At 61.0% G+C, this 20,409-nt stretch carries 25 protein-coding genes; 5 read left to right on the forward strand and 20 right to left on the reverse strand.

Annotation, left to right across the window (positions count from 1 at the left end; genetic code table 11):
* Positions 1–999: 999 nt before the first annotated feature.
* Genes J2129_RS05400 through J2129_RS05490 form a run of 19 tightly spaced genes read right to left on the reverse strand, consistent with a single transcriptional unit; the run spans position 1,000 to position 12,004 of the window.
* Positions 1,000–1,149: a DNA helicase PriA gene (locus J2129_RS05400; RefSeq protein WP_209629897.1), complete on the reverse strand. Its 150-nt coding sequence runs from the start codon at positions 1,147–1,149 to the stop codon at positions 1,000–1,002.
* Positions 1,149–1,925, reverse strand: a complete 777-nt coding sequence (locus J2129_RS05405; protein ID WP_348632293.1) for a formylmethanofuran dehydrogenase subunit C — start codon at positions 1,923–1,925, stop codon at positions 1,149–1,151. The genes J2129_RS05400 and J2129_RS05405 overlap by 1 nt, the downstream gene beginning before the upstream one ends.
* Positions 1,922–3,622: a formylmethanofuran dehydrogenase subunit A gene (locus J2129_RS05410; RefSeq protein WP_209629898.1), complete on the reverse strand. Its 1,701-nt coding sequence runs from the start codon at positions 3,620–3,622 to the stop codon at positions 1,922–1,924. Before J2129_RS05410 ends, J2129_RS05405 begins: the two co-directional genes overlap by 4 nt.
* Positions 3,619–4,914, reverse strand: a complete 1,296-nt coding sequence (locus J2129_RS05415; protein ID WP_209629899.1) for a formylmethanofuran dehydrogenase subunit B — start codon at positions 4,912–4,914, stop codon at positions 3,619–3,621. The genes J2129_RS05410 and J2129_RS05415 overlap by 4 nt, the downstream gene beginning before the upstream one ends.
* The gene (locus J2129_RS05420) at positions 4,911–5,309 is read right to left on the reverse strand and encodes a molybdopterin dinucleotide binding domain-containing protein (RefSeq protein WP_209629900.1); all 399 of its coding nucleotides are present in this window, start codon (positions 5,307–5,309) and stop codon (positions 4,911–4,913) included. Before J2129_RS05420 ends, J2129_RS05415 begins: the two co-directional genes overlap by 4 nt.
* Positions 5,306–5,911 (reverse strand): 4Fe-4S binding protein, encoded by a 606-nt coding sequence (locus J2129_RS05425; protein ID WP_209629901.1) that lies wholly within the window; start codon positions 5,909–5,911, stop codon positions 5,306–5,308. The genes J2129_RS05420 and J2129_RS05425 overlap by 4 nt, the downstream gene beginning before the upstream one ends.
* A gap of 7 nt (positions 5,912–5,918) precedes the next feature.
* Complete coding sequence (locus J2129_RS05430; RefSeq protein ID WP_209629902.1) at positions 5,919–7,004, reverse strand: nickel-dependent hydrogenase large subunit; 1,086 nt, start codon at positions 7,002–7,004, stop codon at positions 5,919–5,921.
* Positions 7,001–7,456 (reverse strand): NADH-quinone oxidoreductase subunit B family protein, encoded by a 456-nt coding sequence (locus tag J2129_RS05435; protein ID WP_209629903.1) that lies wholly within the window; start codon positions 7,454–7,456, stop codon positions 7,001–7,003. The genes J2129_RS05430 and J2129_RS05435 overlap by 4 nt, the downstream gene beginning before the upstream one ends.
* Complete coding sequence (locus J2129_RS05440; protein ID WP_209629904.1) at positions 7,453–7,815, reverse strand: DUF1959 domain-containing protein; 363 nt, start codon at positions 7,813–7,815, stop codon at positions 7,453–7,455. Before J2129_RS05440 ends, J2129_RS05435 begins: the two co-directional genes overlap by 4 nt.
* A gap of 1 nt (position 7,816) precedes the next feature.
* Positions 7,817–8,056: a hypothetical protein gene (locus tag J2129_RS05445; protein ID WP_209629905.1), complete on the reverse strand. Its 240-nt coding sequence runs from the start codon at positions 8,054–8,056 to the stop codon at positions 7,817–7,819.
* Complete coding sequence (locus J2129_RS05450; RefSeq protein WP_209629906.1) at positions 8,053–8,895, reverse strand: NADH-quinone oxidoreductase subunit H; 843 nt, start codon at positions 8,893–8,895, stop codon at positions 8,053–8,055. Before J2129_RS05450 ends, J2129_RS05445 begins: the two co-directional genes overlap by 4 nt.
* Positions 8,896–8,897: 2 nt before the next feature.
* Positions 8,898–9,101 (reverse strand): hypothetical protein, encoded by a 204-nt coding sequence (locus J2129_RS05455; RefSeq protein ID WP_209629907.1) that lies wholly within the window; start codon positions 9,099–9,101, stop codon positions 8,898–8,900.
* A 5-nt stretch (positions 9,102–9,106) separates the two neighbouring features.
* Positions 9,107–9,772, reverse strand: a complete 666-nt coding sequence (locus J2129_RS05460; RefSeq protein ID WP_209629908.1) for a hypothetical protein — start codon at positions 9,770–9,772, stop codon at positions 9,107–9,109.
* Positions 9,765–10,361, reverse strand: coding sequence for a DUF2105 family protein (locus J2129_RS05465; protein ID WP_209629909.1), 597 nt, complete (start codon positions 10,359–10,361; stop codon positions 9,765–9,767). The genes J2129_RS05460 and J2129_RS05465 overlap by 8 nt, the downstream gene beginning before the upstream one ends.
* The gene (locus J2129_RS05470; protein ID WP_209629910.1) at positions 10,361–10,825 is read right to left on the reverse strand and encodes a DUF2106 family protein; all 465 of its coding nucleotides are present in this window, start codon (positions 10,823–10,825) and stop codon (positions 10,361–10,363) included. The genes J2129_RS05465 and J2129_RS05470 overlap by 1 nt, the downstream gene beginning before the upstream one ends.
* Positions 10,822–11,058, reverse strand: coding sequence for a DUF2107 family protein (locus J2129_RS05475; protein WP_209629911.1), 237 nt, complete (start codon positions 11,056–11,058; stop codon positions 10,822–10,824). Before J2129_RS05475 ends, J2129_RS05470 begins: the two co-directional genes overlap by 4 nt.
* On the reverse strand, positions 11,048–11,287 hold the full coding sequence (locus tag J2129_RS05480) for a DUF2108 domain-containing protein (protein ID WP_209629912.1): 240 nt from the start codon (positions 11,285–11,287) through the stop codon (positions 11,048–11,050). The genes J2129_RS05475 and J2129_RS05480 overlap by 11 nt, the downstream gene beginning before the upstream one ends.
* Positions 11,280–11,531 (reverse strand): DUF2109 domain-containing protein, encoded by a 252-nt coding sequence (locus tag J2129_RS05485; RefSeq protein WP_348632294.1) that lies wholly within the window; start codon positions 11,529–11,531, stop codon positions 11,280–11,282. Before J2129_RS05485 ends, J2129_RS05480 begins: the two co-directional genes overlap by 8 nt.
* Positions 11,519–12,004: a hypothetical protein gene (locus J2129_RS05490; RefSeq protein WP_209629914.1), complete on the reverse strand. Its 486-nt coding sequence runs from the start codon at positions 12,002–12,004 to the stop codon at positions 11,519–11,521. Before J2129_RS05490 ends, J2129_RS05485 begins: the two co-directional genes overlap by 13 nt.
* 204 nt (positions 12,005–12,208) lie before the next feature.
* On the opposite strand from J2129_RS05490, the gene J2129_RS05495 reads away from it, so the two are divergent.
* The 3 genes from J2129_RS05495 to J2129_RS05505 all read left to right on the forward strand — a co-directional run bounded on the left by J2129_RS05495 (position 12,209) and on the right by J2129_RS05505 (position 15,343).
* Entirely contained in the window at positions 12,209–13,246 is a 1,038-nt protein-coding gene (locus J2129_RS05495; protein ID WP_209629915.1) for an AI-2E family transporter, read from the forward strand.
* 1,014 nt (positions 13,247–14,260) lie between these two features.
* Positions 14,261–15,091 (forward strand): alpha/beta hydrolase, encoded by an 831-nt coding sequence (locus J2129_RS05500; RefSeq protein WP_245320638.1) that lies wholly within the window; start codon positions 14,261–14,263, stop codon positions 15,089–15,091.
* Positions 15,092–15,202: 111 nt separating this feature from the next.
* The gene (locus tag J2129_RS05505; protein ID WP_209629917.1) at positions 15,203–15,343 is read left to right on the forward strand and encodes a hypothetical protein; all 141 of its coding nucleotides are present in this window, start codon (positions 15,203–15,205) and stop codon (positions 15,341–15,343) included.
* 580 nt (positions 15,344–15,923) lie between these two features.
* Here the strand turns inward: J2129_RS05505 and J2129_RS05515 are convergent.
* Entirely contained in the window at positions 15,924–16,751 is an 828-nt protein-coding gene (locus J2129_RS05515) for a methyltransferase domain-containing protein (protein ID WP_245320639.1), read from the reverse strand.
* Positions 16,752–16,896: 145 nt separating this feature from the next.
* Between J2129_RS05515 and J2129_RS05520 the strand changes: the two genes are divergently transcribed.
* The gene (locus J2129_RS05520) at positions 16,897–19,149 is read left to right on the forward strand and encodes a hydrophobe/amphiphile efflux-3 (HAE3) family transporter (RefSeq protein ID WP_209629918.1); all 2,253 of its coding nucleotides are present in this window, start codon (positions 16,897–16,899) and stop codon (positions 19,147–19,149) included.
* 598 nt (positions 19,150–19,747) lie between these two features.
* A complete protein-coding gene (locus J2129_RS05525; RefSeq protein WP_209629919.1) occupies positions 19,748–20,071 on the forward strand; it encodes a hypothetical protein in 324 nt (107 codons plus the stop codon).
* Positions 20,072–20,409 lie beyond the last annotated feature (338 nt).

A 20,409-nucleotide genomic window follows, 5' to 3' on the forward strand; every position in this document is an offset into this window, starting at 1 on the left:
GCTTCATCTTCATCAGCGAGAGTTAGGGGGCGGCACGCCACCAGGTGAAGAATAGGGTTCTAAATTTCAGGAAGGAAGCGCCCTAGTTCAAGGGGATATCTAAGCCTCTGAGAGTTCAGGAATATCTCTGGATGAACATTGTTCTGGACGGCACCTCGGCATGCGAGAAGATCGGCTCTGGAGAAACCCATGTCAATTCTTGGTGTGAGCGCGACTCCTCCACCTTCCTACATCTTTGGCCAGGGGCGCTACCCCAGACCCCCCGGGCCCCCCGCCGATGAAGATTGGCGGAGGATTGCGTCCCGTCTCCATGAACTTAACTCTATCTTCCCATCCTCATCGCCATCCCGGGGGTCCGGGGGCAGAGCCCCCGGCGTGGGTGATGTGGAAGGCGACGAATACATGGGTGCGCGATAAAAAAAGCTGGGATCTCTTCATTGTCATCCATCGCTCTCAATCGGTGAGGAGGAGGGCCGGAGAGTTTTGGGATGACCTCGATCATAAAGAGGGTGCTGCCGTCCACGACCTATCGTGGCGCCGGGGGTCCGGGGGGCGGCACGCCCGTCTGCCAGAGAGAAACCTCCAGAGAAGTTACCATGAAACTGATCAAGAAGATCCTCTCTTCAGGTTTGCATTGGAGTTTTAATTCTCCATATCCCGTTGAAGTTAATACGCAGAGGATAGAGGATTCTTCTGATGAATCGGCCGCCCCGAATCGTGGAGATCTCCCTGCCATCTCGCGCCGGGGGGTTGCACCCCCCGGACCCCCACGACGAAGATAGCCGAGGGGCGGCACGACGCTCGACTTCGATTCACTCCCGGGACTCAAGGAGGAGAGTCAAAAATTGATTCAACTCTGATATAAAATTTCATCCCGTATGCTTGAGGCGTGTTCTCGCCTCATGCCAGATTCTACAGAGCTAAAAATTGGCTCTTCAAGAGAGAAATCGAATCCATCACGCCCACATCAGACCTCTCCTGACCGACGACCCTCCACCTTCACCAGCGCTTCCCGCACCTCGGGCAGATCATCGTCACCTGTCTGCCGCAGTTTGGACAATATACTCCACGACGTTCAGAATATGCAAGGGGGCGGCCGCAGCGCCGGCAGAAGACCGGCGCCTCATACCCGCATTCGTGCCGTATCATCAGTCCAGATATTGATAGTGCCTGACCAAAAGATTTCCTTTTCCTCGGTTGGCCACGTCCCCGGTGAAATGAGTGAGTGGGAGACCGTCCGGCCCTTCGACCTCGCCCTCTGTCTTGAACGTCGGGATCATCCCTGAGACACACCCCAGCACCGTGCACTTCCCTTTGGTCATGTTCCCACAGGGACGTGCACAGTTGCCATGGATGGTGAGATACCCCCCCTGCATATCGACACCAGGCATATCGCCGCAGTTCCCGTGGACGACCACCTCGCCGCCGAAGAGATGCTCGGCCGTGAAGTCTCCGGCATTCCCGAAGACCTCCACCTTCCCGCCTCTCATCCCTTTCTTCTCGCCCCGGTAGCCTGCGGCACAGTAATGACCCACGTTGCCATGACAGGTGATCGTGCCGCCCCGCATTTCTCGCGCGAACCAGCCGCCGGCATCTCCCATCACCTCGATGGTACCCGCGGCCATGAAGTTCCCGCAGTGCATCCCGACGTCCCCCTCGACGGTGATCTTCCCGCCGTCCATATACTCACCGACCCGCTTCACCCTTGAGGTATCGCCGCGGAGCACCACTTCGACCTCGTTGACCGAGGTGGCCTTCCCCTCCACCTCGACCTCAAAGACCTCGTCGAGACGGCGCTCCTTGTTCCCCTCCCAGACCGTGAGGTCGTCGGTCCCCCACATCAGGAAGGCCGGGTTGATCTTCTCGGCCTCGATGGGGACATGTGGGTTTGTGCGCGGCTTCATCGTCAGCACGATCCGCATCATATCGTCGCCTCCGTCTCCATCCGCAGGTTCCGTTTGAGATACTCGTCCTGGACCGGATAGTTGCTCATCCGCACCGAATACCAGTGGTTGAACATCTCGGTGAACTCAGGGTCACGGCTCATATCATGCGCAGGGCTGATCTTGGGGTCGACCCAGATGGTCGTGTTCTCGCCATGGACCAGGATCTCGCCGTCCCGCGCCACCGGGCGGCCCCGCTTGACAGTCCACCTGGTCTTTGAGAACCCGTCGATGATCTTCTGGTACTCCTGCGCCGGATCGATCTCGCCGACCTTCAGCGGGTAGACGGCGATGTCGGCCTCGGCCCCTATGCCCAGGTGACCCTTCCCGATCCCGGTGATCCCGAGGGCTTTTGCCTGTCCGGCCCGCGTCATCACCGCGATCTCGTTCCAGTCCATCTCGCGCTCAAGGGACGGGAGGATAACCCTGGACTCGGTCCTGCGGTTCACCGTCGCAAACTCGGCGTCCCTGTACTTCTTGCTCATCAGGAGGGCGATGATCTCGGGGTACTTCACGAACGGCGCCCCATTCGGGTTGTCGGTCGTGAGCAGACACCGCCATGGATCCTTCACGAGCAGAGCAAGTTCAAGCCCGATCGACCACATGATCGAGTTGACCAGGTTCTTCTTCCTGTACAGCACCGGGATGATCCCTGACCCGGTCTCCAGTTCCACGTCATGGTTGGACCACTTGTTGTGGTGGAGACGGTAGAGGTTGAACTCCATCGGGCCGTCCGCGGTCATCGTGGTGGTCTTGCCAAACATCACCTGCCCCATGTCGATGACGATCTGGGGGAGGTTGTTCACGGTGTAGGCCACCGGCTCGGCCTTCGAGCAGAAGGTCTTCCAGTCAGACCCGCCGTAACTATGGAACTGGACGTGCGTGGCGTACAGGCTCTGCCGCGTTTTGTTAAGGTCAGGAACCAGGTTGAAGGTCCCGATCGTGCAGGCATAGTTGCCTGGCGTGCCCAGGTTGTTGCAATGAAGATGGACCGAGTGAGGGAGCCTGAGCATCTCGCAGGCCCTGATCATCGCCTCGATGATCTCGGCCGGGGACACCCCGAAGTGCGGGACCTCGTCCTTGATGCACCTGAGATCCTTGCCATAGCCCCATGCCTCGGTCCCGCCAGGGTTGGTCAGTTTGATCCCGAACCCCTTCACCGCCGAGAGCGTCCACCCGACGATCGCGGCCACCCGCTCGATGTCGCCCTCGGCCACCGCCTTCATCACGCCCCAGTTTCCGTCGAAGAGCGTGTTGGCCATCATGTCCTGGAGAGGCGTGGCCGAAAACTCCTCATGGGTGTGACGGGCCTCGAGGGGCGCCATCGCCCCTTCGAGAAGGGTGGTATAGCCCATGAGGGCGTAGCGGTACGAGTTGGCGTACGTCGTCGGGACCGAGTAGCCGGACGTGGCGTGCTTCACGCCGCGGCGCACCTCACGTCCGGCCCGCATGTCTTCAGGGCTCATATAGCGCCCGAAGTTCACCTTGGTCCCGCAGACATGGGTGTGGGAGTCGACCCCGCCGGGCAGGGTGAGGCAGCCCCCGGCGTCGATCACCTCTGCCTTCGGGCCGACGTCCTCGACGATATACCCGTCTTTCACGGCGATGTCCATCACCTCGCCGTCGATATGGTTGATTGGGTCGATGACATAGGCGTTTTTGACCAGTAACTCGCTCATGGATGTCTCACCTCCTTGACTTTCTCGAATATGGAACCGATGATCTCGGTGTCGGTCGGGTAGCCCAGGTCCATGAATTTCTTCACATGGATCGGCACCCCGTCCATCCGGTAGGCCGTGCCCGGGGCGTCCATTCCGGTGACCGCCGTCGGGATCTGGCACCTGACAAGCGGGGTGGTCATGGTGTGCATCGGGTCGATGAGCACCGACGGGATGGAGGCCAGGTGTTCGAGGCACTTCTTCGGGAAATGGGCTCCAGGATCACTTGCCACGATGAGCGCGGCGTCGCACTCCTTCCTGGCCATGAGGTCCACCGCCGTCGTCTCGCCAGGGTTGTAGAAGGCGATCTGCCTGGAGAAGTCGACGGCGTACGGGTAGCCGGTCATCCAGGTGAAGACTTCGTTGGAACCATAGACATTGTAGTGCCCACGCAGGGGGGTCAGCGTGAACTTGGTGTGGCGGCTCAGTTCGTCGACCAGTTCGATGGCGTTCCTGACATTCTTGTACTTGCCAGGCGACATCGTAAGCCCGACGCCGAAGAAGAGGGCGCCGAACTTGGCCTCCTTGCAGAGGGCGGCGACCCTGAGGAGTTGCTCCTTGGTCACCCCGGCCACCGTCGGCGGGACGACGTCCTCGCGTCCCCGCACAATCGCCCGCAGCGCCGAGAGGACGGCATAGTCGCCGCCAGGCTTCACCTGCACGAACTCGTCGGCGATGCTCGCCGTCTCGGTCTTCCTGACATCGACAAGGATGAGTTTCCTGTCCCTGAAGGCGTTCTCCAGGAAGTAGCCGTCGGCATAGGTGGTGTACCTGCTCATGTGCCGCGGATGGGCCTCAGTCGGGTTGCACCCCCAGTAGACGATGAGGTCGGCCCTGTTCTTCACCTGGCCCAGGGTACAGCCTGGATGGCCGACCTCCTGGATGGCCAGGATGGAAGGGCCGTGACAGACCGAGGTGGTCGAGTCGATCACCCCGCCGAGGAGTTCGGCCATCGAGACCCCGGTCCCCTGCGCCTCCCCCTGGGTGCTCGACCACCCGTACAGCAGGGGACGGTCGGCGTCCAGGAGGATCCCGGCGGCGTACTCGATCGCCTCTTCGTACCTGGCGTCGCGCCACGCTCCGCCCTCCCGCATGATCGGACTCTTGAGCCGGTGCGTCCCGGCATTCATCAGTTTGTGGCTCCCGAGGGTGCAGGCATTGTCCACCCGCACCACCTCGGTCCCCTCGGTCTCGATGACCAGGTCGTCGCAGAGACACCCGCAGAACGGGCAGATCATATCTTCGTGGATCATTCTTCGTCCCCCCTGTAGGCGACCCCGCCGACCGCTTCCATCAGGTCGGCAGGGGTTTTCACCTCGTCGTCGGTCGCTTCGAGGTCGACCATGCAGGACTTGTAGTCAGGCATCCCGGTGGCATGGGTGCCCGCATCGATGACGGCGTTGGCATACGGCCCCATCGGGACATAGACCGTTCCACGTGGAACCCCTTCGTTCAGGACGGTGGTGAGGACCACCTCGCCTGCGGGGCCGCGGACATGCACCCGCTCCCCTTCCTCCAGGTCGAGGTCCATCAGGTCCACCGGGTTCATCATACAGACCGAGGTCGCCTCCATATATTCAGGCCGCGCCTTCGCCTCCAGTCCCTGGCCCTGTGCCGAAGTGCGCCCGGTATTGAAGAGGGCCTTCATCTCCTCCCCTCCTGCGTCCCTTCGGCGACCCGTGCGATCGCGATGGCGTCGGTCGGGCAGACCTCCTCGCAGGTCTTGCACCCGGTGCACTTCTCGTCATGGATCACCCAGAGGTTACCGTTGCGGATCTTCATGATCACCTCATCGTTTGCCGACGTCCCGGTCGACCCGAGTTGCGGGTCGGCCTCCTTGTTCACCGGGCAGGCGACGACGCAGTTGCCGCACCGCACACAGGCCTCAGGATTCACCGTCACCTGATACCTCACCGAGATCGCGGTGTGGTCGCGGTGCTGGGTGGCAAGCACCCGCCCGGAATCCAGGACATCTTCAGGGCAGGCCTCGACGCAGAGGCCGCACCTGATGCAGTGGCCCTCGTAGATCTTCGGGGTCCATCCTTCGCCCTCTTTCACCACCTCGATCGCACCCGGTGTCGGGCAGATCATCATGCAGGAGAGGCAATGGGTACATTCTTTCCCGGTAAGCGTCGGGTAGCCCCTGAAGTAGGGGGGATCGACGAGCGGGGCGGTCTTTGCGAAGAAGAACTTCTTCACCCACTCGCCACGCAGAAATTCTCTCAGATACCAGATGACCGAAGCACTCATCCTCTCTCTACCTCTCATTGCAGGCGATGCACGGGTCCGAACTGATAAATGTCGAGGTCACGTCGGCGAGCGAGTTGACCTCTGTGAGCATATAGTGGGCACATGCATCGATGTTCATAATGGACGGCGTCTGGATGGCGATCTCTTCCACCCGGCCGTAGCGGTCGGTCCTGATAAAGTAGGTGAGTTCTCCCCGCGGGGCCTCGCCAGAGTAGCGCGCCTCGCCGCCCTTGCACTCGCCGCCGCCACGCACCGGGCCCTCCGGCATCATCGCCAGGGCACGCCTGATCAGCCCGATGCTCTGCATGAGTTCGTCGAACCTGACCATGATCCGGGCGTAGTTGTCCCCTTCAGTCCTGACAATCGGCTCAAACCCGAGCTTCTGGTACGTCGGGTGGTTGCTCCGGCAGTCTGCGGGGATCCCGCTTGCCCGTCCTGTCGGGCCGACGGCATGGGCTTCGAGGGCCTCTTCTTTCGTGAGCACCCCGATCCCGCGGCTCCGCAGGGCGATGAGGGGGCCGCCGTCGAACATCTTCGTGTAGCGCCTGAGGTTCTTCTCGAGACGGTCGAGGTTGTTCCTCATCGTCTCGGCGTCTTCCTCGCGCAGGTCATAGCGCACCCCGCCCGGGATCATGTAGGCGGTGTTCACGCGGTTGCCGGTAAGAAGTTCGATCATGTCCATCACCGTCTCGCGCTCGTTGAGGAGGTACATCGCCAGGGTCTCGTGCTCAATGGTGTAGCAGTACGAGAAGTTGGCGATGAGATGGCTCTGCATCCGGTCGAGTTCGTTGGCCACGACTCTGAGGAACGCCGCCCGTTCTGGCGGGACGATCCCTGAGATCTCCTCCATCGTCTCGGTAAAGACCATGTTGTGGACGATCGAACAGATCCCGCAGACCCGCTCGGCCAGGAACATCACTTCCTGCCAGGGGCGGCCCTGCATGATCCGCTCGATCCCCTTCTTCATGTATCCCATCTCGACCTCGGCACCGAGCACCTTCTCGCCCTTGGTCTCACACTTGATCCTGACCGGTTCCTTCCAGCAGGGGTGGACCGGCCCGATCGGCATTGCAACGTCGACGGTCTTTTTCATTCTTTCTTCTCCTCGTAGTCCTCGAAGACCTGCGGCGCAAGTGAGAGGATCGCCCTGATGATCTCGGTCGGCCGCGGTGGGCATCCCGGCACGGTGGCCGCGATCGGAATGTGTTTCTCTGCCGGCGGGTTGACGTAGCCGCCGTCACGGTTGAAGACGCAACCCGAGACCGGGCAGTTGCCGATGGCGATCGCCACCTTGGGCTCGGGGATCTTCTCCCAGATCGACCTGAGTTTGTCTTCCCATTGTGGGGTGCAGCACCCGATCACCAGGAGGACGTCGGCCTCCCTGGGGTTGTTGTGGACATAGATCCCGTACTGCTCCAGGTCGTACCTGGGGGAGAGGCACGCGAGCACCTCGATGTCGCAGCCGTTACACGAACCCGTGTCCACGTACGAGACGTGGATCGAACGGGAGCGCACGGCGTTTTTCATTTTCTGGAGGACGCTCATCCTATGATCACTTCCTTGAGCAGTGTTTTCCCGGCACCTTCGTCTCCTGCCGCCCGCGCCGCCTCAAGGGCGCGGGCCATCTCCTCCTCGGTGAAGAGCGGGATGTTCCTGGTAAACCGGCGGGCACCGAGCGCGGCCTCAAGCGGGTCGGTCTCTGGCGCCGCCTCGGCGACCTCCCAGCGGGCCGGCATATTTTCCATATCTGACATGTCCAGCCTCTCGATGAGGAACTTGCGCATCGGCTGGACACGGACATTGAACCATCGTGCGATCGCCCGCACGGCCTGGTCCTGGCGTAGGCCGGTCAGAACATGATATTTCATCGGACGCAGGTCTTTCTCATAGATGATATCCACCATCTCAGAACACACCTCCGATCCGGGCAAGGGCATAGCCTGCGATCGCAAGGACCATGCACCAGAGCAGGGCCTGTTCGGCCCGGTGCAGGGGTTCCTCTCTCCCGAAGAGGAGGGCCCCGAGGAGAACGAGGAGGGCGGCGACTCCGCTGGCCTGGAGGAGGACCGATCCCGTAAGGAGGCCCTCGACCAGGGCGATGACAAGGTAGACCGCCGCACCGCCTGCGATGAGTTCACGTATCATAATACCACCACCAGGAGCGCCGTCCATGCAAGCACCACCACGATGAGTCCGGTCTGTACCGTGACCGAGTCGAAGGGCGCGAGCATCGGGGTGAGGGCGCAGACGAACGAGAGGGTGAGCATGAGCACGAGCATCGCCAGGAGCATCAACAGGAGCGGGAGCGGCCCCACGAAGAGGAGCACGAAGAGGTACAGCAGGACAAAGGTCTTGATCCCGTCTGCGGCCTCCAGTCCTGCCCGCCAGACCCCGAAGTGCTCGGTCTTGTAGCCGCTGACGATCTCTTTGCTCTCCACAATAGAGAAGGGACTGTAGTGCATCTTCGAGAGGATGACGACGTACAGTGCCAGGGCCGCCGGGGCCGCGGTGACAAGCAGGGAGCCGTGTTCGACCTGGAAGGCGGCGATGTCCCTGATCATCAGTGACCCGGTGAAGAAGTAAAGCACTCCCACCGAGAGGAGGAGCGGGATCTCGGAGGCCGCCGAGATGACCGAGCGCACCCCGCCGAACTTGGCGTAGGGCGACCCCGGCGAGAGCCCGACCCCGTGCTCGACCATCTTGTAGCAGATATAGAGCCCAAAGATGATCAAAAGGCTCCCGCCTGAGATGACGACCCAGAGGGCCGTGGTCCAGATCCCGATGGCCACCATGACGATCCCGATAAAGATCGCGGGGCTTGCGGTCTTCGGCACCCAGGTCCGCTTGAAGGAGAACTTCAGGGTGTGGAGGAGTTCCTGCCAGATCGGCGGGCCCGGGCGTCCCTGGATCCTGGCGATCACCTTCCGGTGGATGCCCATATACAGCAGCCCGATGAAGATTGCAAGTATCAGATAGCCGATCATCTCTAGTACCCCATGAATGGAATGTCCCCTTCGCCCTTCCCGGCCATCCACCAGAGCATGGTGGTAACTGCAGAGACCGGGAAGGCAACGATGGTGAGGGCTGCTGCGGCCCAGTCGGGCACGAGGCCCAGCAGGCCGACAAAGCCGGCTCCGACCCAGAGGAGAGTCGAGACCGCGGCAACCAGTCCGTATGTCTCTTTTTTCATATGCATCACACCGCCAGGAGGATCTCGACCACCCGCAGGAACATCAGCAGGGACGAGACGTGGATGAGGATCACGTAGGGCGCACCCGGCGCCCTGAACAGTTCGGTCTTTGCGGCGTAGAAGGGGGCGATCCCTTCGCCCATCACGCCGAGGAGGAGGAGGAGTTTGGCGATGAGCGGCATGCCCGCCCCTGCGGAGAGTTCCCAGATCGAAAGGGTGCCGGTCGTCGCCAGGGTGATCGCCGCCCCGGCAAAGAGCGGGACCGTGGCGGTCATGGCGACGATCCCGTACTGGAAGGCGGCGTTGAGGACGTGCTGGTTCTTCACTGCCGCAACGATCCCGATGATCGTGATCCCGATGAGGGAGACGAAGAGGGTGAAGTTGAAGATGTCGCCGCTCATCATCGCGCCCATGGTGGCGATCCCGCAGGCGACGGCCATGAACCGCCTGAACTTGAGTTCGTCCGGGCTCACTTCCTTTGTATAGAAGGCGTCGGTGCCGAAGACGATGTCAAGCTGTTTCTCCGGCCTGGAGATGAGGGCAAAGACCGTGAAGATCAGGGCCACTGCAAAGAGGGTCGCCGTCAGGGGCGTGATGTAGTTGACGATGTCCCCGAAGGGGACGGTCGCAAGAAGGTCGCCGCCGATGGCGCCGCCGGTGAACTCAGGCATCCTGACCACCTCGCATCGTCCCGAGGAGGGACATCTTGGTCATCACCTTCACGAGGACCGCAGACCCTGCGGCCATGACGGCGAAGAACCAGTACTGCGGCAGGAACATGAAGACCAGGAAGGCCCCGATCCATGCCGCCCAGGCATATCCGCTGACCGTCTCCAGGAGCTCGAACTGTTCCTGGTGGCCTTTGCAGAGGAACCAGAAGACGACGCCAAGGCCTGCGACGACCCCGCCGGAGAACCCTGAAAGGACGAGGCCGTAGACGACGAGGACGGCCGCGAGGATCCCTGGGGCGGTGTCCATCACTTCGAAGTGCACCCGTTCAGATGGTTCGTCATAGAGCTGCTCTTTCTTGAGATAGATCTCGGAGAGGGCCATCAGTTCCGAGATCCCGACCACCAGGCCGGGGAGGATAAGGGCCTCGGCAAGGTCGGTGCCGACGAGGGCGATGACCGCAAGGGCCAGGATCTCGGCAAGGTCGGTGAGGAGGAGGCGGTGGAGGTCGTCTCTCTCCCGTGCCAGTGCCAGGAAAGCAACGGCGATCCCGGTGAAGGCGACGGCGAGTCCGAGAGTATATTCGTTCATCAATTTCGTCCCCTCCTGAAGACATAACTGGCGATCGCAAAGGCCACAAAGAGGATGGTCGTCTCGACGACGGTATCCAGGCCCCTGGTGTTGTACAGGATCTCGTCGATGATCCCGCCCGGATGGGAGACGATCGTCGTCCCGGTGTAGAGGGTGAGCGCCGCCAGGGCCCGTGTCAGGGGCGTGAGGTAGGCGGTGACGTAGCCGAGGTACGGCGAGTTCTCAGGGTACTGCGCCACGACGGTGGCGTTCCCGAAGGGTTCGCCGCCACGGTCGTAGGGGTCGAGGGGGCTGGTGCGGTCGATGGTCTTTGGGTAGAGCTGGTCGTCGTGATAGGCAAGTTCAGGCAGAGTAAAGATCCCGACGACCGCGACGAGCACGACGATGGCCGCAAAGACGCTGACCAGTTGTTCGTAGTCCGAGAGCACTTCGGAGATCCGGTGCACGAGTTCGTAGATCCTCATGGTTCACCCCTCCGCTCGATCACCCGCACCAGCACGAAGGTGGAGATGGCCGTCACCGCGATGAAGGTGAGGAGGGCCAGGGTCTCGTCGTAGGCGAGCATGATGAGGAGCAGACCCCAGGCCGGGATCTCCAGGCTGATCATCCGGGAGAGATAGGTGTGCGGCCGCGGCTTTGCGGCGGCAAGGGTTCCGATGACGAGTACGGCGAGGCCGAGATAGAACTCAGGCGTCATAGAACTCCCTCCTCCCTGCGATGAGCAGGACAAAGATAGTCGCGATCGGGGCGATGAGACTCACGGCGATGGCGACGTCGAGGTATCCCCGTGCCACGATAAAGGGGACGATCCCGCCGATCATCACCCCAAGGGCGATGAGTTTGGAGAAGGGGTCGCGCACCCAGGCGGTGGCGATCGCCCCGGCAAGCACGATCGCCGCCAGCACGATGATCAGGAACTCAGTCATCGCGGGTCACCCCCGCGCGGGCCGAGGCGATGGCGTTGGCCTCCAGAGTCGAGCCGACAAAGTAGGCGGCAGCCGCGACGAGAGAGAGCGGGTGCTGGAGGACCAGGACAATGAGTCCGGCAATCGCGAAGTTGAGCACATTGAGGTACGGGAGCTTTCTATAGGGGTCGGGTTCGATGAGTGTCCTGGCGGCCGCAAAGAGGGCGACCACCCCGCAGATGTACAGGGCGATCAACTCCGCCACCCCCAGACGCGCCCGAGGAGCCTGCTCGCATACCGGTGCGAGAGGCCCTGGATGGTAAGGATTGCAATGACCATCCCGGCGATAAAGTTTTCAGCAGAAAAGCCGGCCCCGACAAGGCCGGTAAAGATGAAGCTGGCAAGCACCGCGCCGGTCGTCCCGGCATATCCTGGGTCATGGCAGATACGGTTCCCGATATAGACCAGGACCGCCGCAGCAAGCCCTCCAGGCAGCCCGGCGACATAGATCCCACATGCGGCCAGCAGGGTACCGGCAGAGGCGTCGGGCGAGGATACGATGTTGCCCATCATGTAGCCGCCGTGGAGGGCGCCACCGTCGGCCTCGATCTTCTTCCCGATCGCGGCCGCCCCGCTCACTCCTCCCTTCTCAGGCAGTCTAAAGAGGACGTCGATGGTGACAAAGAGGAGCCAGCAGAGGACGGCAGCGATCAGTACTTGTTCATAGTCAGCGAGCATTTCAGGTCTCCGGGTACGGTTTATTAAACGTAATTAACTTGGACCAATGGATAAATCTTTTGAATTTCCGTTAATTGGTCTGTTCTCTATTTATTTCAGGATGAACGAGGTATTTGCCTGCCATCCTATAATAAAATTGATATCATGGCATTTTTTTGTCAGGGTATGATCAGGGAGGGTTTATACCACGTGAGGCGCACTCACATGTACATCTCTATGACGTACCACCTCTCCCCCCCTGACCGATTGACATTGGTCCTGGTCTTTGCCGTCTTCCTCACGGCGACGGTCGCATTCTGGGACCTTCTCTGGGTGGTCGTGCTGGCCCTCTCCCTGGCGGTGGTCGTGCTGCCTCTCCAGCGTCGCCTGGTCAGGTGGGGGATCCCGGAGGGGGTGGCGGCCCTGGCCGTGACGGTCATCGTCTTCCTGGCGCTGACCGGCGCGGTCGGGTTTACGGCGGCGGTTCTCGCGCAGAACGCCGATTTCCTCGCTGAGATCGTGCAGGGGATCACGGGCTGGATCGGCGCGGCAGGTGTCGACCCCGTGGCCAGTGTGGGCCCGGAGAGCGAGGCAGCCGCCTGGTTTAACGAGTGGACCGCTTCACTCACAGATGCTGCCACGACATTCGCCGCACAGGTTCCGACCCTGGTCCTGGACTTCATCGTCTTCTTCCTGGCCCTGTACATGTTCATCTACCGCGGCGCCGCGGTCGCCGCCGAACTGACGGCCGCGCTCCCGTCCCGCCTGCGGGCGGCGGTGGAGCGGATGACCAGGGCCTCGGTCGACACCCTCTATGCGATCTATATCGTGCATGTGGCGACGTCGGTGATCACTTTCTTCCTGGCCATCCCCTTCTTCTGGGTGCTTGGCTATGATCATGTCATCTTCTTTGCGGTGATGGCCGGGATCTTCCAGCTCATCCCGATCATCGGGCCTTCGGTGATCATGCTCATCGTGGGGGCCTTCGCCCTCTCGCAGGGCGATCTCAGGGGGGCGGCCCTTGCCGCTTTCGTCGGCTACCCGCTCGTATGCGCCCTCCCTGACATCTATTTCCGTCCGCTCATGATGGGGCGGCGGGCGAGGATCCACCCGGTGATCATGTGGATCGGGTTCTTCGGCGGCCTGGTAGTGATGGGGTTGGTCGGGTTCATCCTGGGACCGGTCCTTGTGGTGCTCGCGATCACGGCCTATCATATTCTGGTGGAGGAACTGGAGGGGGCGAAGGAGACGGCAAAGGGGTGAAGGAGAGGGGGGGTACGACTCGCCCTCGAATACGACTGAATCAGTCCCCATTTCACGGGCTGAGGATCTGATCAGGGCCTGTCCTGGGCTTCGTTCCAGATTTGCCCATAGTAGCCTTATTTCATCCAACGCAGTGAGAAAACCGGGTCACACACGCCCCTTAGAGCCCCTGAATTACCTGGGGTAATGTAGTTCGTTGTGGTCGCCCGGTACGCCTGTGGAAAGTGGAAATAGGAGAGAGGATTACGGGGGGATTATGGGGGGTCTGGCCCGCCCAGCGAGTACGATTCGGCTACGAATACGGCCAAATTGGCCCCTGTTTCACAGATGGGGCCCACAATTCGGGGTCAATCTGGGCTTTGTTCCCGATCAGGCCATTGAGCTGTTATTACATCCAACGCAGCGAGGAAAACGGGCCACACAAGGCCCTCCAGACCCTTGAATTACTGCAAGTAATGGGAAACCCCCGTGGCCGCCCGGTACGGCTGCAAGAGGGGCAGGAAAGGAAAGAGGATTGCGGGCGGATTCTGGGGGGTCAGATCCTGATGGGCTCCTGGTCTGTGGACCCCCCTGAATTGGTCGTACTTCCTGAATACCGGCCGCCCCCTGGTCCCCCACGCGAAGATAGGCGGGGGATGGCAGATCCTTCTTCATGATCCTTCCTGACCAATCTTCTTCCCTGGGGTGCGGGCGGCACGCGCCCCCGGCGTAAAGGTGCGGGAAGGCGTGATGATCCGACGGCCCGCCCCAATCGTCGAATCTTTCCCAGTAATCTCTCGCCGGGGGGTGCACCCCCCGACCCCTCCTCAGCGAGGCGGGGTGTTTCCCCTGCTATCCGCTTGTGAGGGCTACGACACCCCACCATCTGTCTCCATCTTCGGCGAGGGGTGGGGATAGGAATGTTCTGGGGTGGCCTCGGGGTTATAAAACCATTTTTTGCTGCATTGTTCAGATAGGATCATACCAGTATTCTGGAGGATGAAGTCGATGAGAACACAATGGCGCTCATGGTTGATGGCGTCTCTCTGCCTCTGCGTGCTTGTGACCGCAGGATGCACAGGGACGGTCGACAACGAAACTGCAACGACACCGACAGCGACCCCCTTGCCGTCCGCCCCGGCGGTCTCCATCAATGAGACACCAGTCCAGTATGCAGAGGTGAACGGGGTCAGTCTGGCATACCGTGAGTTCGGCGAGGGCGACCCCCTGCTGCTGATCACCGGGTTTGGCGAGGTGATGGAGGACTGGAACGAGACCTTCGTCGGGATGCTTGCAGAAGAGTACCATGTCTATATGTACGACCACCGGGCGATGGGACACAGCGGCGAGGGCGACGCTCCCTATACGCTCCCGCAACTCTCCGACGACGCGGCAGGGCTCGTGGATGCGCTTGGGCACGAGAGCATGCACATCTACGGCGTCTCGATGGGGTCGTCGGTCTCGCAGCAGTTGGTCGTCGACCACCCGGAGACGGTCAGAAAACTCGTCCTCTCCTCCCCCAGTTACATCGTTGGACCGAACGAGACGGCGACGCTGTATACCCTGGTAATAGAGAGCGCCGGCGATCCTTCCCTGCCCGAAGGAGTACGAAAAGAGGCGGGGGCGATTCTTGCCTGGGAGGGTACCTATGATGGTCTCTCCGGTATCACCAATGACGTGATGCTCCTTGTCGGAACCGACGACGTCATCACTCCCGATTCGATCGCCGTACAGATGGCCGGAGAGATCGAGGGATCGTGGCTGGTGCGGTTCAAGGGCATCCCGCATGTGGGATCGGCCTATGCGCCTGAGGAGTACGGGCGGGTGGTCCTGACCTTCCTGGAGGTGGATGAGTCGCCTGAGTGAGGGGTTTCTTTTTTTGTTGAAGGGTTTTTATTCTGTTCTGGTTTTGATCGTTGGCAGGGGGTGCGTACGTAGCCAGGAACCATTTGGATCAGAGAGTTCGGTGATTTGAGGATGAGAGGGTGGGCCGAGTTCGTCCTGGGACGGACCATCGTGATGATCGTGATTATGAGGTACAGGATCTTCTTCATTGAGGAGATGAAGGGCGCGAAGGTGGGGAGATTTTTGTATGTACGGATTGCAGGTTTTCTCTGATTAGTATCACATTCGGATGATCGGGCCCGTAAACTTTCTCTTCTATTTCGAGTGCTCGCTCGAATGCCTTCTTCGCTCCTTCAAGGTTGCCGAGGGCACGTAGGGCACTCCCAAGGTTGTTGATATCGGTGGCGACTGCTGGATGTGCTGGCCCGTAGCATGAAACAGTCCATGGAAGACATAATCGTGAAGGTGCTGGAGTCTGAAAATTTATCTGGCTTTGTAGAATTCCTCCTCTGGAGCGTGAATCAGTGGCTGATCAAAAATCACCCCCCTTCTGAGCAGGACACGCTATGAGACCACCTCCTCATCGCCGCCCCCACCTCTCCTCTCTCCGGCGGGGTCCGGGGGTGCAACCCCCAGTGCGAGACGATGGAAAAAGATCTCGATGCGGGCGGCACGTTCTGATCATCAGGCCTTTCCAGATATCGGTGCCGGGGGCGCTGCCCCCGGACCCCCGGGATGAAGATAGGAGCGGGAAGGCAGAGGGCTGATCGTTCAGAGGTTTTACCTGTCCTCTGCTTATCAGTCATGTGGGGAGTACGGATCCAGACATCATGGAGACGACAGAGAAGATCCCTCACCCCATCCCCTTCTCCCACCAGATCATCGCCATCCTCCTCCTCCGCCTGAGAATGTATCCCCCTCTCTCTAAGGGGACAAGCACCCGCGCGAAATGCGCCCGCACCGTCGCCTCGAGTCCCTCAGGCACCTCATGGAGACGACACCACGAGGCCGCCGCCTCATCGGCCGAGTCGTACCTGGCGGCATGCTCGGTCCTGTAGATGGTGACATTGGCATAGATCCCCATCTCGTGGAGGACATGCACCACCCAGAGATAGTCAGGGTAGCCGACGTGCTCTTCCTCAAAAACCGCCCTGTACAGGGCCATCTCGTCAGGCTCCCGCCACTCCCCCGCGTGCCAGAAGAGATAGACCACCCGGCGTGCGGCGGCGTCCATCTTTGCGAGGGCCGCACGGAGATCGGCAAAGCCCAGGACATTCGCGCCCACCACCACGTCGTGGCTCTCGACCTCCGCATCCTCCCACCGCCCCTTGAGGACCACATAATTGGAGAGCCCGGCCTCTTCCATATGCCGCCTGAGCCGCTCGAGCATCTTCCCGGATGGGTCGAGGGCGGTAACATGGCGCGCCTGGCGCGCAAGCGGGACCGCGAGCCGCCCGGTCCCCGCGCCGATGTCAAGGACCGTCTCGTTCGGCCTCACACCGATCATGCAGCACTCGACCGGAACCCCGTCGGCGCGGGCCGCCCGGTCGAAGGCCACGGATTTTTTGTCCCAGCGGGCGCCGGGATCGCGCTCCTCCCCATGCCGCGCCTCGACCGCCGCCCGCCAGAGTGCATTGTAGTCAGGGAGGTCGTCCATGTTCTCCCATTCGAGTGTGGCCATATCAGTCTGGCGGTCGGCGCCCGGCCCTCACCCCTCCATACCCCGGACCTTCGAAAAGTGCATAGACCTTGGAGAAGAAAAATTCTTACCGTGAATTCAATGGCCAGACACCAGGATCACCGGGTAACACCCCCACGGAGGGACCATGTTCTTTGAACGAGTGGCCTCGGTCCTCGTCAGGTACCCCCGTCAGGTGGCCCTGCTCCTCCTCTGCCTTTTCCTGCTCGGCATCGTCGGGATGACCGGCGTCTCGATGGAGACCGGGTCAGACACCTATCTCGACAAGTCGTCGCGGGAAGGGGTACTCTATGACAGTTATACCGAACACTTCCTCTCAGACAATGCCGTCCTGCTGGTCAAGTGCGACGACCCCCTCGACCCCGAATTCCTCAGTTTTCTGGACCGCCTGGAAACCGAGGTGCGGGAGGTCCGCCATGTAGACTCGGCGCAAGGACTTCCTGACGTGCTGAAGGGCATCAACCATGGACGACTCCCAGGCTCGAGGGCCGAGGCCGAGATGCTCCTCGGTCACCTCCCTGCAGACCTCAAGGATCGGCTCCTCCCCTCGAACATCCTCACGCTCGTCCTCGTCGATGTCGAGCAGGGAGTCTCGACCGACGTCTCGCGCGGCGTGCTCCACAGCGTCCAGTCGGTGATCGAGAGCGAGTCACCTCCTGCAGGCGTCTCGATCGAGGTGACCGGGAACACCGCCTTCGACGAGCAGATGGAGGACGAACTCTCTGGTTCGCTGGCGGTGCTGATCGTCGCGGCGATGGGGCTGATGGGCGTCACCCTTGCCGTCCTCTTCGCCTCAATGAGTCACCGTCTCCTCCCTGCACTCCTGGTGGCGGTCGGGATGATCCTCACCTTCGGGGTGATGGGATTTGCCGGGATCAACCTCAACATCGGGGTGGTGGCAGCCTTCCCGGTGCTCCTGGGTCTGGGGATCGACTATGCGATCCAGTTCCAGGCGCGCCTGGACGAGGAGTGCCGCCATTCGCCCCTGCCTGAGGCGGTGCGCACCACCATCATCCGCACAGGACCGGCGATCCTGGTGGCGATGGCGGCGACCGCGATGGGGTTCATCGCGATGTTCATCTCGCCGGTCCCGATGGTCAAGTCCTTCGGGATCGTCAGTCTCATCGGGATCACCTGCTGCTATGGGGTGACGCTCCTCGGTCTCCCGGCCTATGCGCTGCTGCGGAACTATACACCAAAGCCTGCGGCGTCCGGGCGTGCGGTGGAGATGAAGGAGAAGTACGACGGGGTCCTCTCGCAGATCGCCGGGAAGATCGCAAAGAACCCGGTCCCGGTTCTCCTTGTCGCCGCCTTCGTGGCGTACGGCGGGGTGGTCGCCGACTCTTCGATCCCGATCGACACCAACCAGAATACCTTTGTCCCGCCTGAGATGCCGACCAAACTCTCTCTCAACGAGGTGACCGGGATGGTCGGGGCGGTCAGGCCCCTCCCACTCCTGGTCCAGGGCGAGGGGGTGGACGACTACGAGACCATCGTCTGGATGGACCGGTTCGGGGAGTATACGCTCTCCCGCCATCCTGAACTTACCGGCGTCACGAGCGCGGCGACGCTGATCAAAAAATACAATGGGGGCGTCCTCCCCTCTGACCAGGCAGGGATCGACGCCGCCCTCGCACGGGTGCCCCAGGAAGAACTGAAAGGCTATCTCTCAGGGCATACCGCGGGAGTCATCGATCTTGCGACCATCGATATGGAGATGGGCGCCCAGGACCGGGTCAAGAAGGAAGTGATGGCCGACGTCGGGTGGATGCGCCCGCCGCCAGGGATCGAGGTGGACCCGACCGGGGACTATGATATGTTCACCTCGCTCATCGCAAACATCGCGAAGAGCAAGGCAGAGATGACGTACCTCGGGTTTGCGCTCATCTTCGCCTACCTTGTCCTGGTCTACAGGAAGAGGTATGCGGTCTCTCCGATCATCCCGCTCGTCTGTATTGTGGGATGGAATGCCGTCGGGATGCTGGTGCTCGGGATCAACTACACCCCCATGACCGCATGTCTGGGCTCGATGACCATCGGGGTGGCCTCAGAATATACCATCTTGATGATGGAGCGCTATGGCGAGGAGATGCGCGAGCACGGCGACCCACAACGGGCGATCCGCGAGGGCGTCCAGAAGGTCGGGACGGCGATCACGGTCTCGGGCCTGGTGACCGCGTGCGGGTTCTCGGCCCTGGTCCTCTCGAACTTCCAGATCATCGCCAACTTCGGGGTCACGACCGTCATCGCCGTCGGGTTCTCGTTGATCGGGGCGATCATCATCATGCCGGCGGCCCTCGCAGTCGTCGGCGGCGGGAAGAAGGGTGTGGAGACCGAGGCGCAGCAGGACGACGCACCCTCCTCCACAGGCGGGGCCTGAGCCTCCTCCCTGGCGTCACATTTTTTTCTCACATTGGCCAAAGACGGCACCATCGTCTCCGGCAAATATCTCGAGTCCGCCTTCCCCCCCAGTCGCCACCCCAAAGGTCCGGCGGCTGCGAGCAGGAGCGAACTTGAAAACGCAGGCGGTCGGAGATTTCCTGTGAAGAAAAAATATGAACTATTTTTTTCGTGCACAGAATATTTGAGACATTCACTTGAGAGGACGATCTTCAATCTTCTGGGCATCTCTGATATTCCAGATATAAGCGGAGCGAACACGAGAAGACGAGAGTCTTCAAGTAACCTCGGCGAGAGAATGAGGAAAGGCGATCGGTGCACGCTTTCTCCGGGAATAATCAAAATTTTGGCTCTGTAGAAATCCTCTGGACAGGTATCTCTGGCGGGGGGTGCCACCTCCCGGTCCCCCGCGCGATTCGAGAGGCGGTGGACGGCATTGAACTCTTCATGGCGATTGATTGTGCCTTCCTGACCCTATCTTCTCGCCGGGGGTCCGGGGGCGGAGCCCCCGGAGAGAGTGTTCGAAGAAGGCAGACAGATCGACGTGTCGCCCCACATATAGACTAAAGAACTTTCTCATGCTTTCTTTCGCCGGGGGGAGATCCCCGGCGCAAGACGACAGTGACGGTGCTGCGCTGAGGGTGGGCGATCATTCTGAGAGGGTGTCTGTAGTTCGTATATCAGGCATGGAGGATCTCGGTAAGGAGAAATCATCATACAGACCTCCCCGATTGATCGTCAGGATCATTTTCATGGAGTTCATCCCAAAAAGCAGTAAATATGGTGAGGAGATCCTCCCCTTTTCGGTGTGTCCCTATGGGTTCATCCCTTCCCACACCGCCGCACCTGGGGCGCTGCCCCCGGATCCCCAGGATGAAGAGTGGGTCGGGAAGGCAGCGTGATGATCGTGAAGAGGGGATGCGAACCCCTGCCAATCACCATCCGCAGAGGGTCAGGGGGGCAGAGCCCTCAGTGCGAGACGGCGATGAAAATTCAACAATTGGGGCGGTCGGTCACTCGTAGGATTTTTCCATCCTCTGCGTATCGCCATCAGTGAAATTTGGGGATTTCAAACTCTCATAAAAACCCGAAGAGATAGTTCTGTAGAAACCCTCACCTTTTGTGTGGGGGAGATGTGTGTCACCCGCCGTCCCGCCTCTTTGGCCGGGGGCTCTGCCCCCGGATCCCCAAGAACAAGATAGGATCAGGAAGGCAGAATAAATAACCATAAAGAGAGTGC

Origin of the sequence: Methanofollis sp. W23, from assembly GCF_017875325.1 — an archaeon.
GTDB lineage: Archaea > Halobacteriota > Methanomicrobia > Methanomicrobiales > Methanofollaceae > Methanofollis.

Bases quoted from the DNA above. Each gene is read 5' to 3' on its own strand.
- J2129_RS05400 (WP_209629897.1), bottom strand. From the start codon at position 1,149: ATGATACGGCACGAATGCGGGTATGAGGCGCCGGTCTTCTGCCGGCGC.
- J2129_RS05405 (WP_348632293.1), bottom strand. From the start codon at position 1,925: ATGATGCGGATCGTGCTGACGATGAAGCCGCGCACAAACCCACATGTC.
- J2129_RS05410 (WP_209629898.1), bottom strand. From the start codon at position 3,622: ATGAGCGAGTTACTGGTCAAAAACGCCTATGTCATCGACCCAATCAAC.
- J2129_RS05415 (WP_209629899.1), bottom strand. From the start codon at position 4,914: ATGATCCACGAAGATATGATCTGCCCGTTCTGCGGGTGTCTCTGCGAC.
- J2129_RS05420 (WP_209629900.1), bottom strand. From the start codon at position 5,309: ATGAAGGCCCTCTTCAATACCGGGCGCACTTCGGCACAGGGCCAGGGA.
- J2129_RS05425 (WP_209629901.1), bottom strand. From the start codon at position 5,911: ATGAGTGCTTCGGTCATCTGGTATCTGAGAGAATTTCTGCGTGGCGAG.
- J2129_RS05430 (WP_209629902.1), bottom strand. From the start codon at position 7,004: ATGAAAAAGACCGTCGACGTTGCAATGCCGATCGGGCCGGTCCACCCC.
- J2129_RS05435 (WP_209629903.1), bottom strand. From the start codon at position 7,456: ATGAGCGTCCTCCAGAAAATGAAAAACGCCGTGCGCTCCCGTTCGATC.
- J2129_RS05440 (WP_209629904.1), bottom strand. From the start codon at position 7,815: ATGGTGGATATCATCTATGAGAAAGACCTGCGTCCGATGAAATATCAT.
- J2129_RS05445 (WP_209629905.1), bottom strand. From the start codon at position 8,056: ATGATACGTGAACTCATCGCAGGCGGTGCGGCGGTCTACCTTGTCATC.
- J2129_RS05450 (WP_209629906.1), bottom strand. From the start codon at position 8,895: ATGATCGGCTATCTGATACTTGCAATCTTCATCGGGCTGCTGTATATG.
- J2129_RS05455 (WP_209629907.1), bottom strand. From the start codon at position 9,101: ATGAAAAAAGAGACATACGGACTGGTTGCCGCGGTCTCGACTCTCCTC.
- J2129_RS05460 (WP_209629908.1), bottom strand. From the start codon at position 9,772: ATGCCTGAGTTCACCGGCGGCGCCATCGGCGGCGACCTTCTTGCGACC.
- J2129_RS05465 (WP_209629909.1), bottom strand. From the start codon at position 10,361: ATGAACGAATATACTCTCGGACTCGCCGTCGCCTTCACCGGGATCGCC.
- J2129_RS05470 (WP_209629910.1), bottom strand. From the start codon at position 10,825: ATGAGGATCTACGAACTCGTGCACCGGATCTCCGAAGTGCTCTCGGAC.
- J2129_RS05475 (WP_209629911.1), bottom strand. From the start codon at position 11,058: ATGACGCCTGAGTTCTATCTCGGCCTCGCCGTACTCGTCATCGGAACC.
- J2129_RS05480 (WP_209629912.1), bottom strand. From the start codon at position 11,287: ATGACTGAGTTCCTGATCATCGTGCTGGCGGCGATCGTGCTTGCCGGG.
- J2129_RS05490 (WP_209629914.1), bottom strand. From the start codon at position 12,004: ATGCTCGCTGACTATGAACAAGTACTGATCGCTGCCGTCCTCTGCTGG.
- J2129_RS05495 (WP_209629915.1), top strand. From the start codon at position 12,209: ATGTACATCTCTATGACGTACCACCTCTCCCCCCCTGACCGATTGACA.
- J2129_RS05500 (WP_245320638.1), top strand. From the start codon at position 14,261: ATGGCGTCTCTCTGCCTCTGCGTGCTTGTGACCGCAGGATGCACAGGG.
- J2129_RS05505 (WP_209629917.1), top strand. From the start codon at position 15,203: ATGAGAGGGTGGGCCGAGTTCGTCCTGGGACGGACCATCGTGATGATC.
- J2129_RS05515 (WP_245320639.1), bottom strand. From the start codon at position 16,751: ATGGCCACACTCGAATGGGAGAACATGGACGACCTCCCTGACTACAAT.
- J2129_RS05520 (WP_209629918.1), top strand. From the start codon at position 16,897: ATGTTCTTTGAACGAGTGGCCTCGGTCCTCGTCAGGTACCCCCGTCAG.
- J2129_RS05525 (WP_209629919.1), top strand. From the start codon at position 19,748: ATGCTTTCTTTCGCCGGGGGGAGATCCCCGGCGCAAGACGACAGTGAC.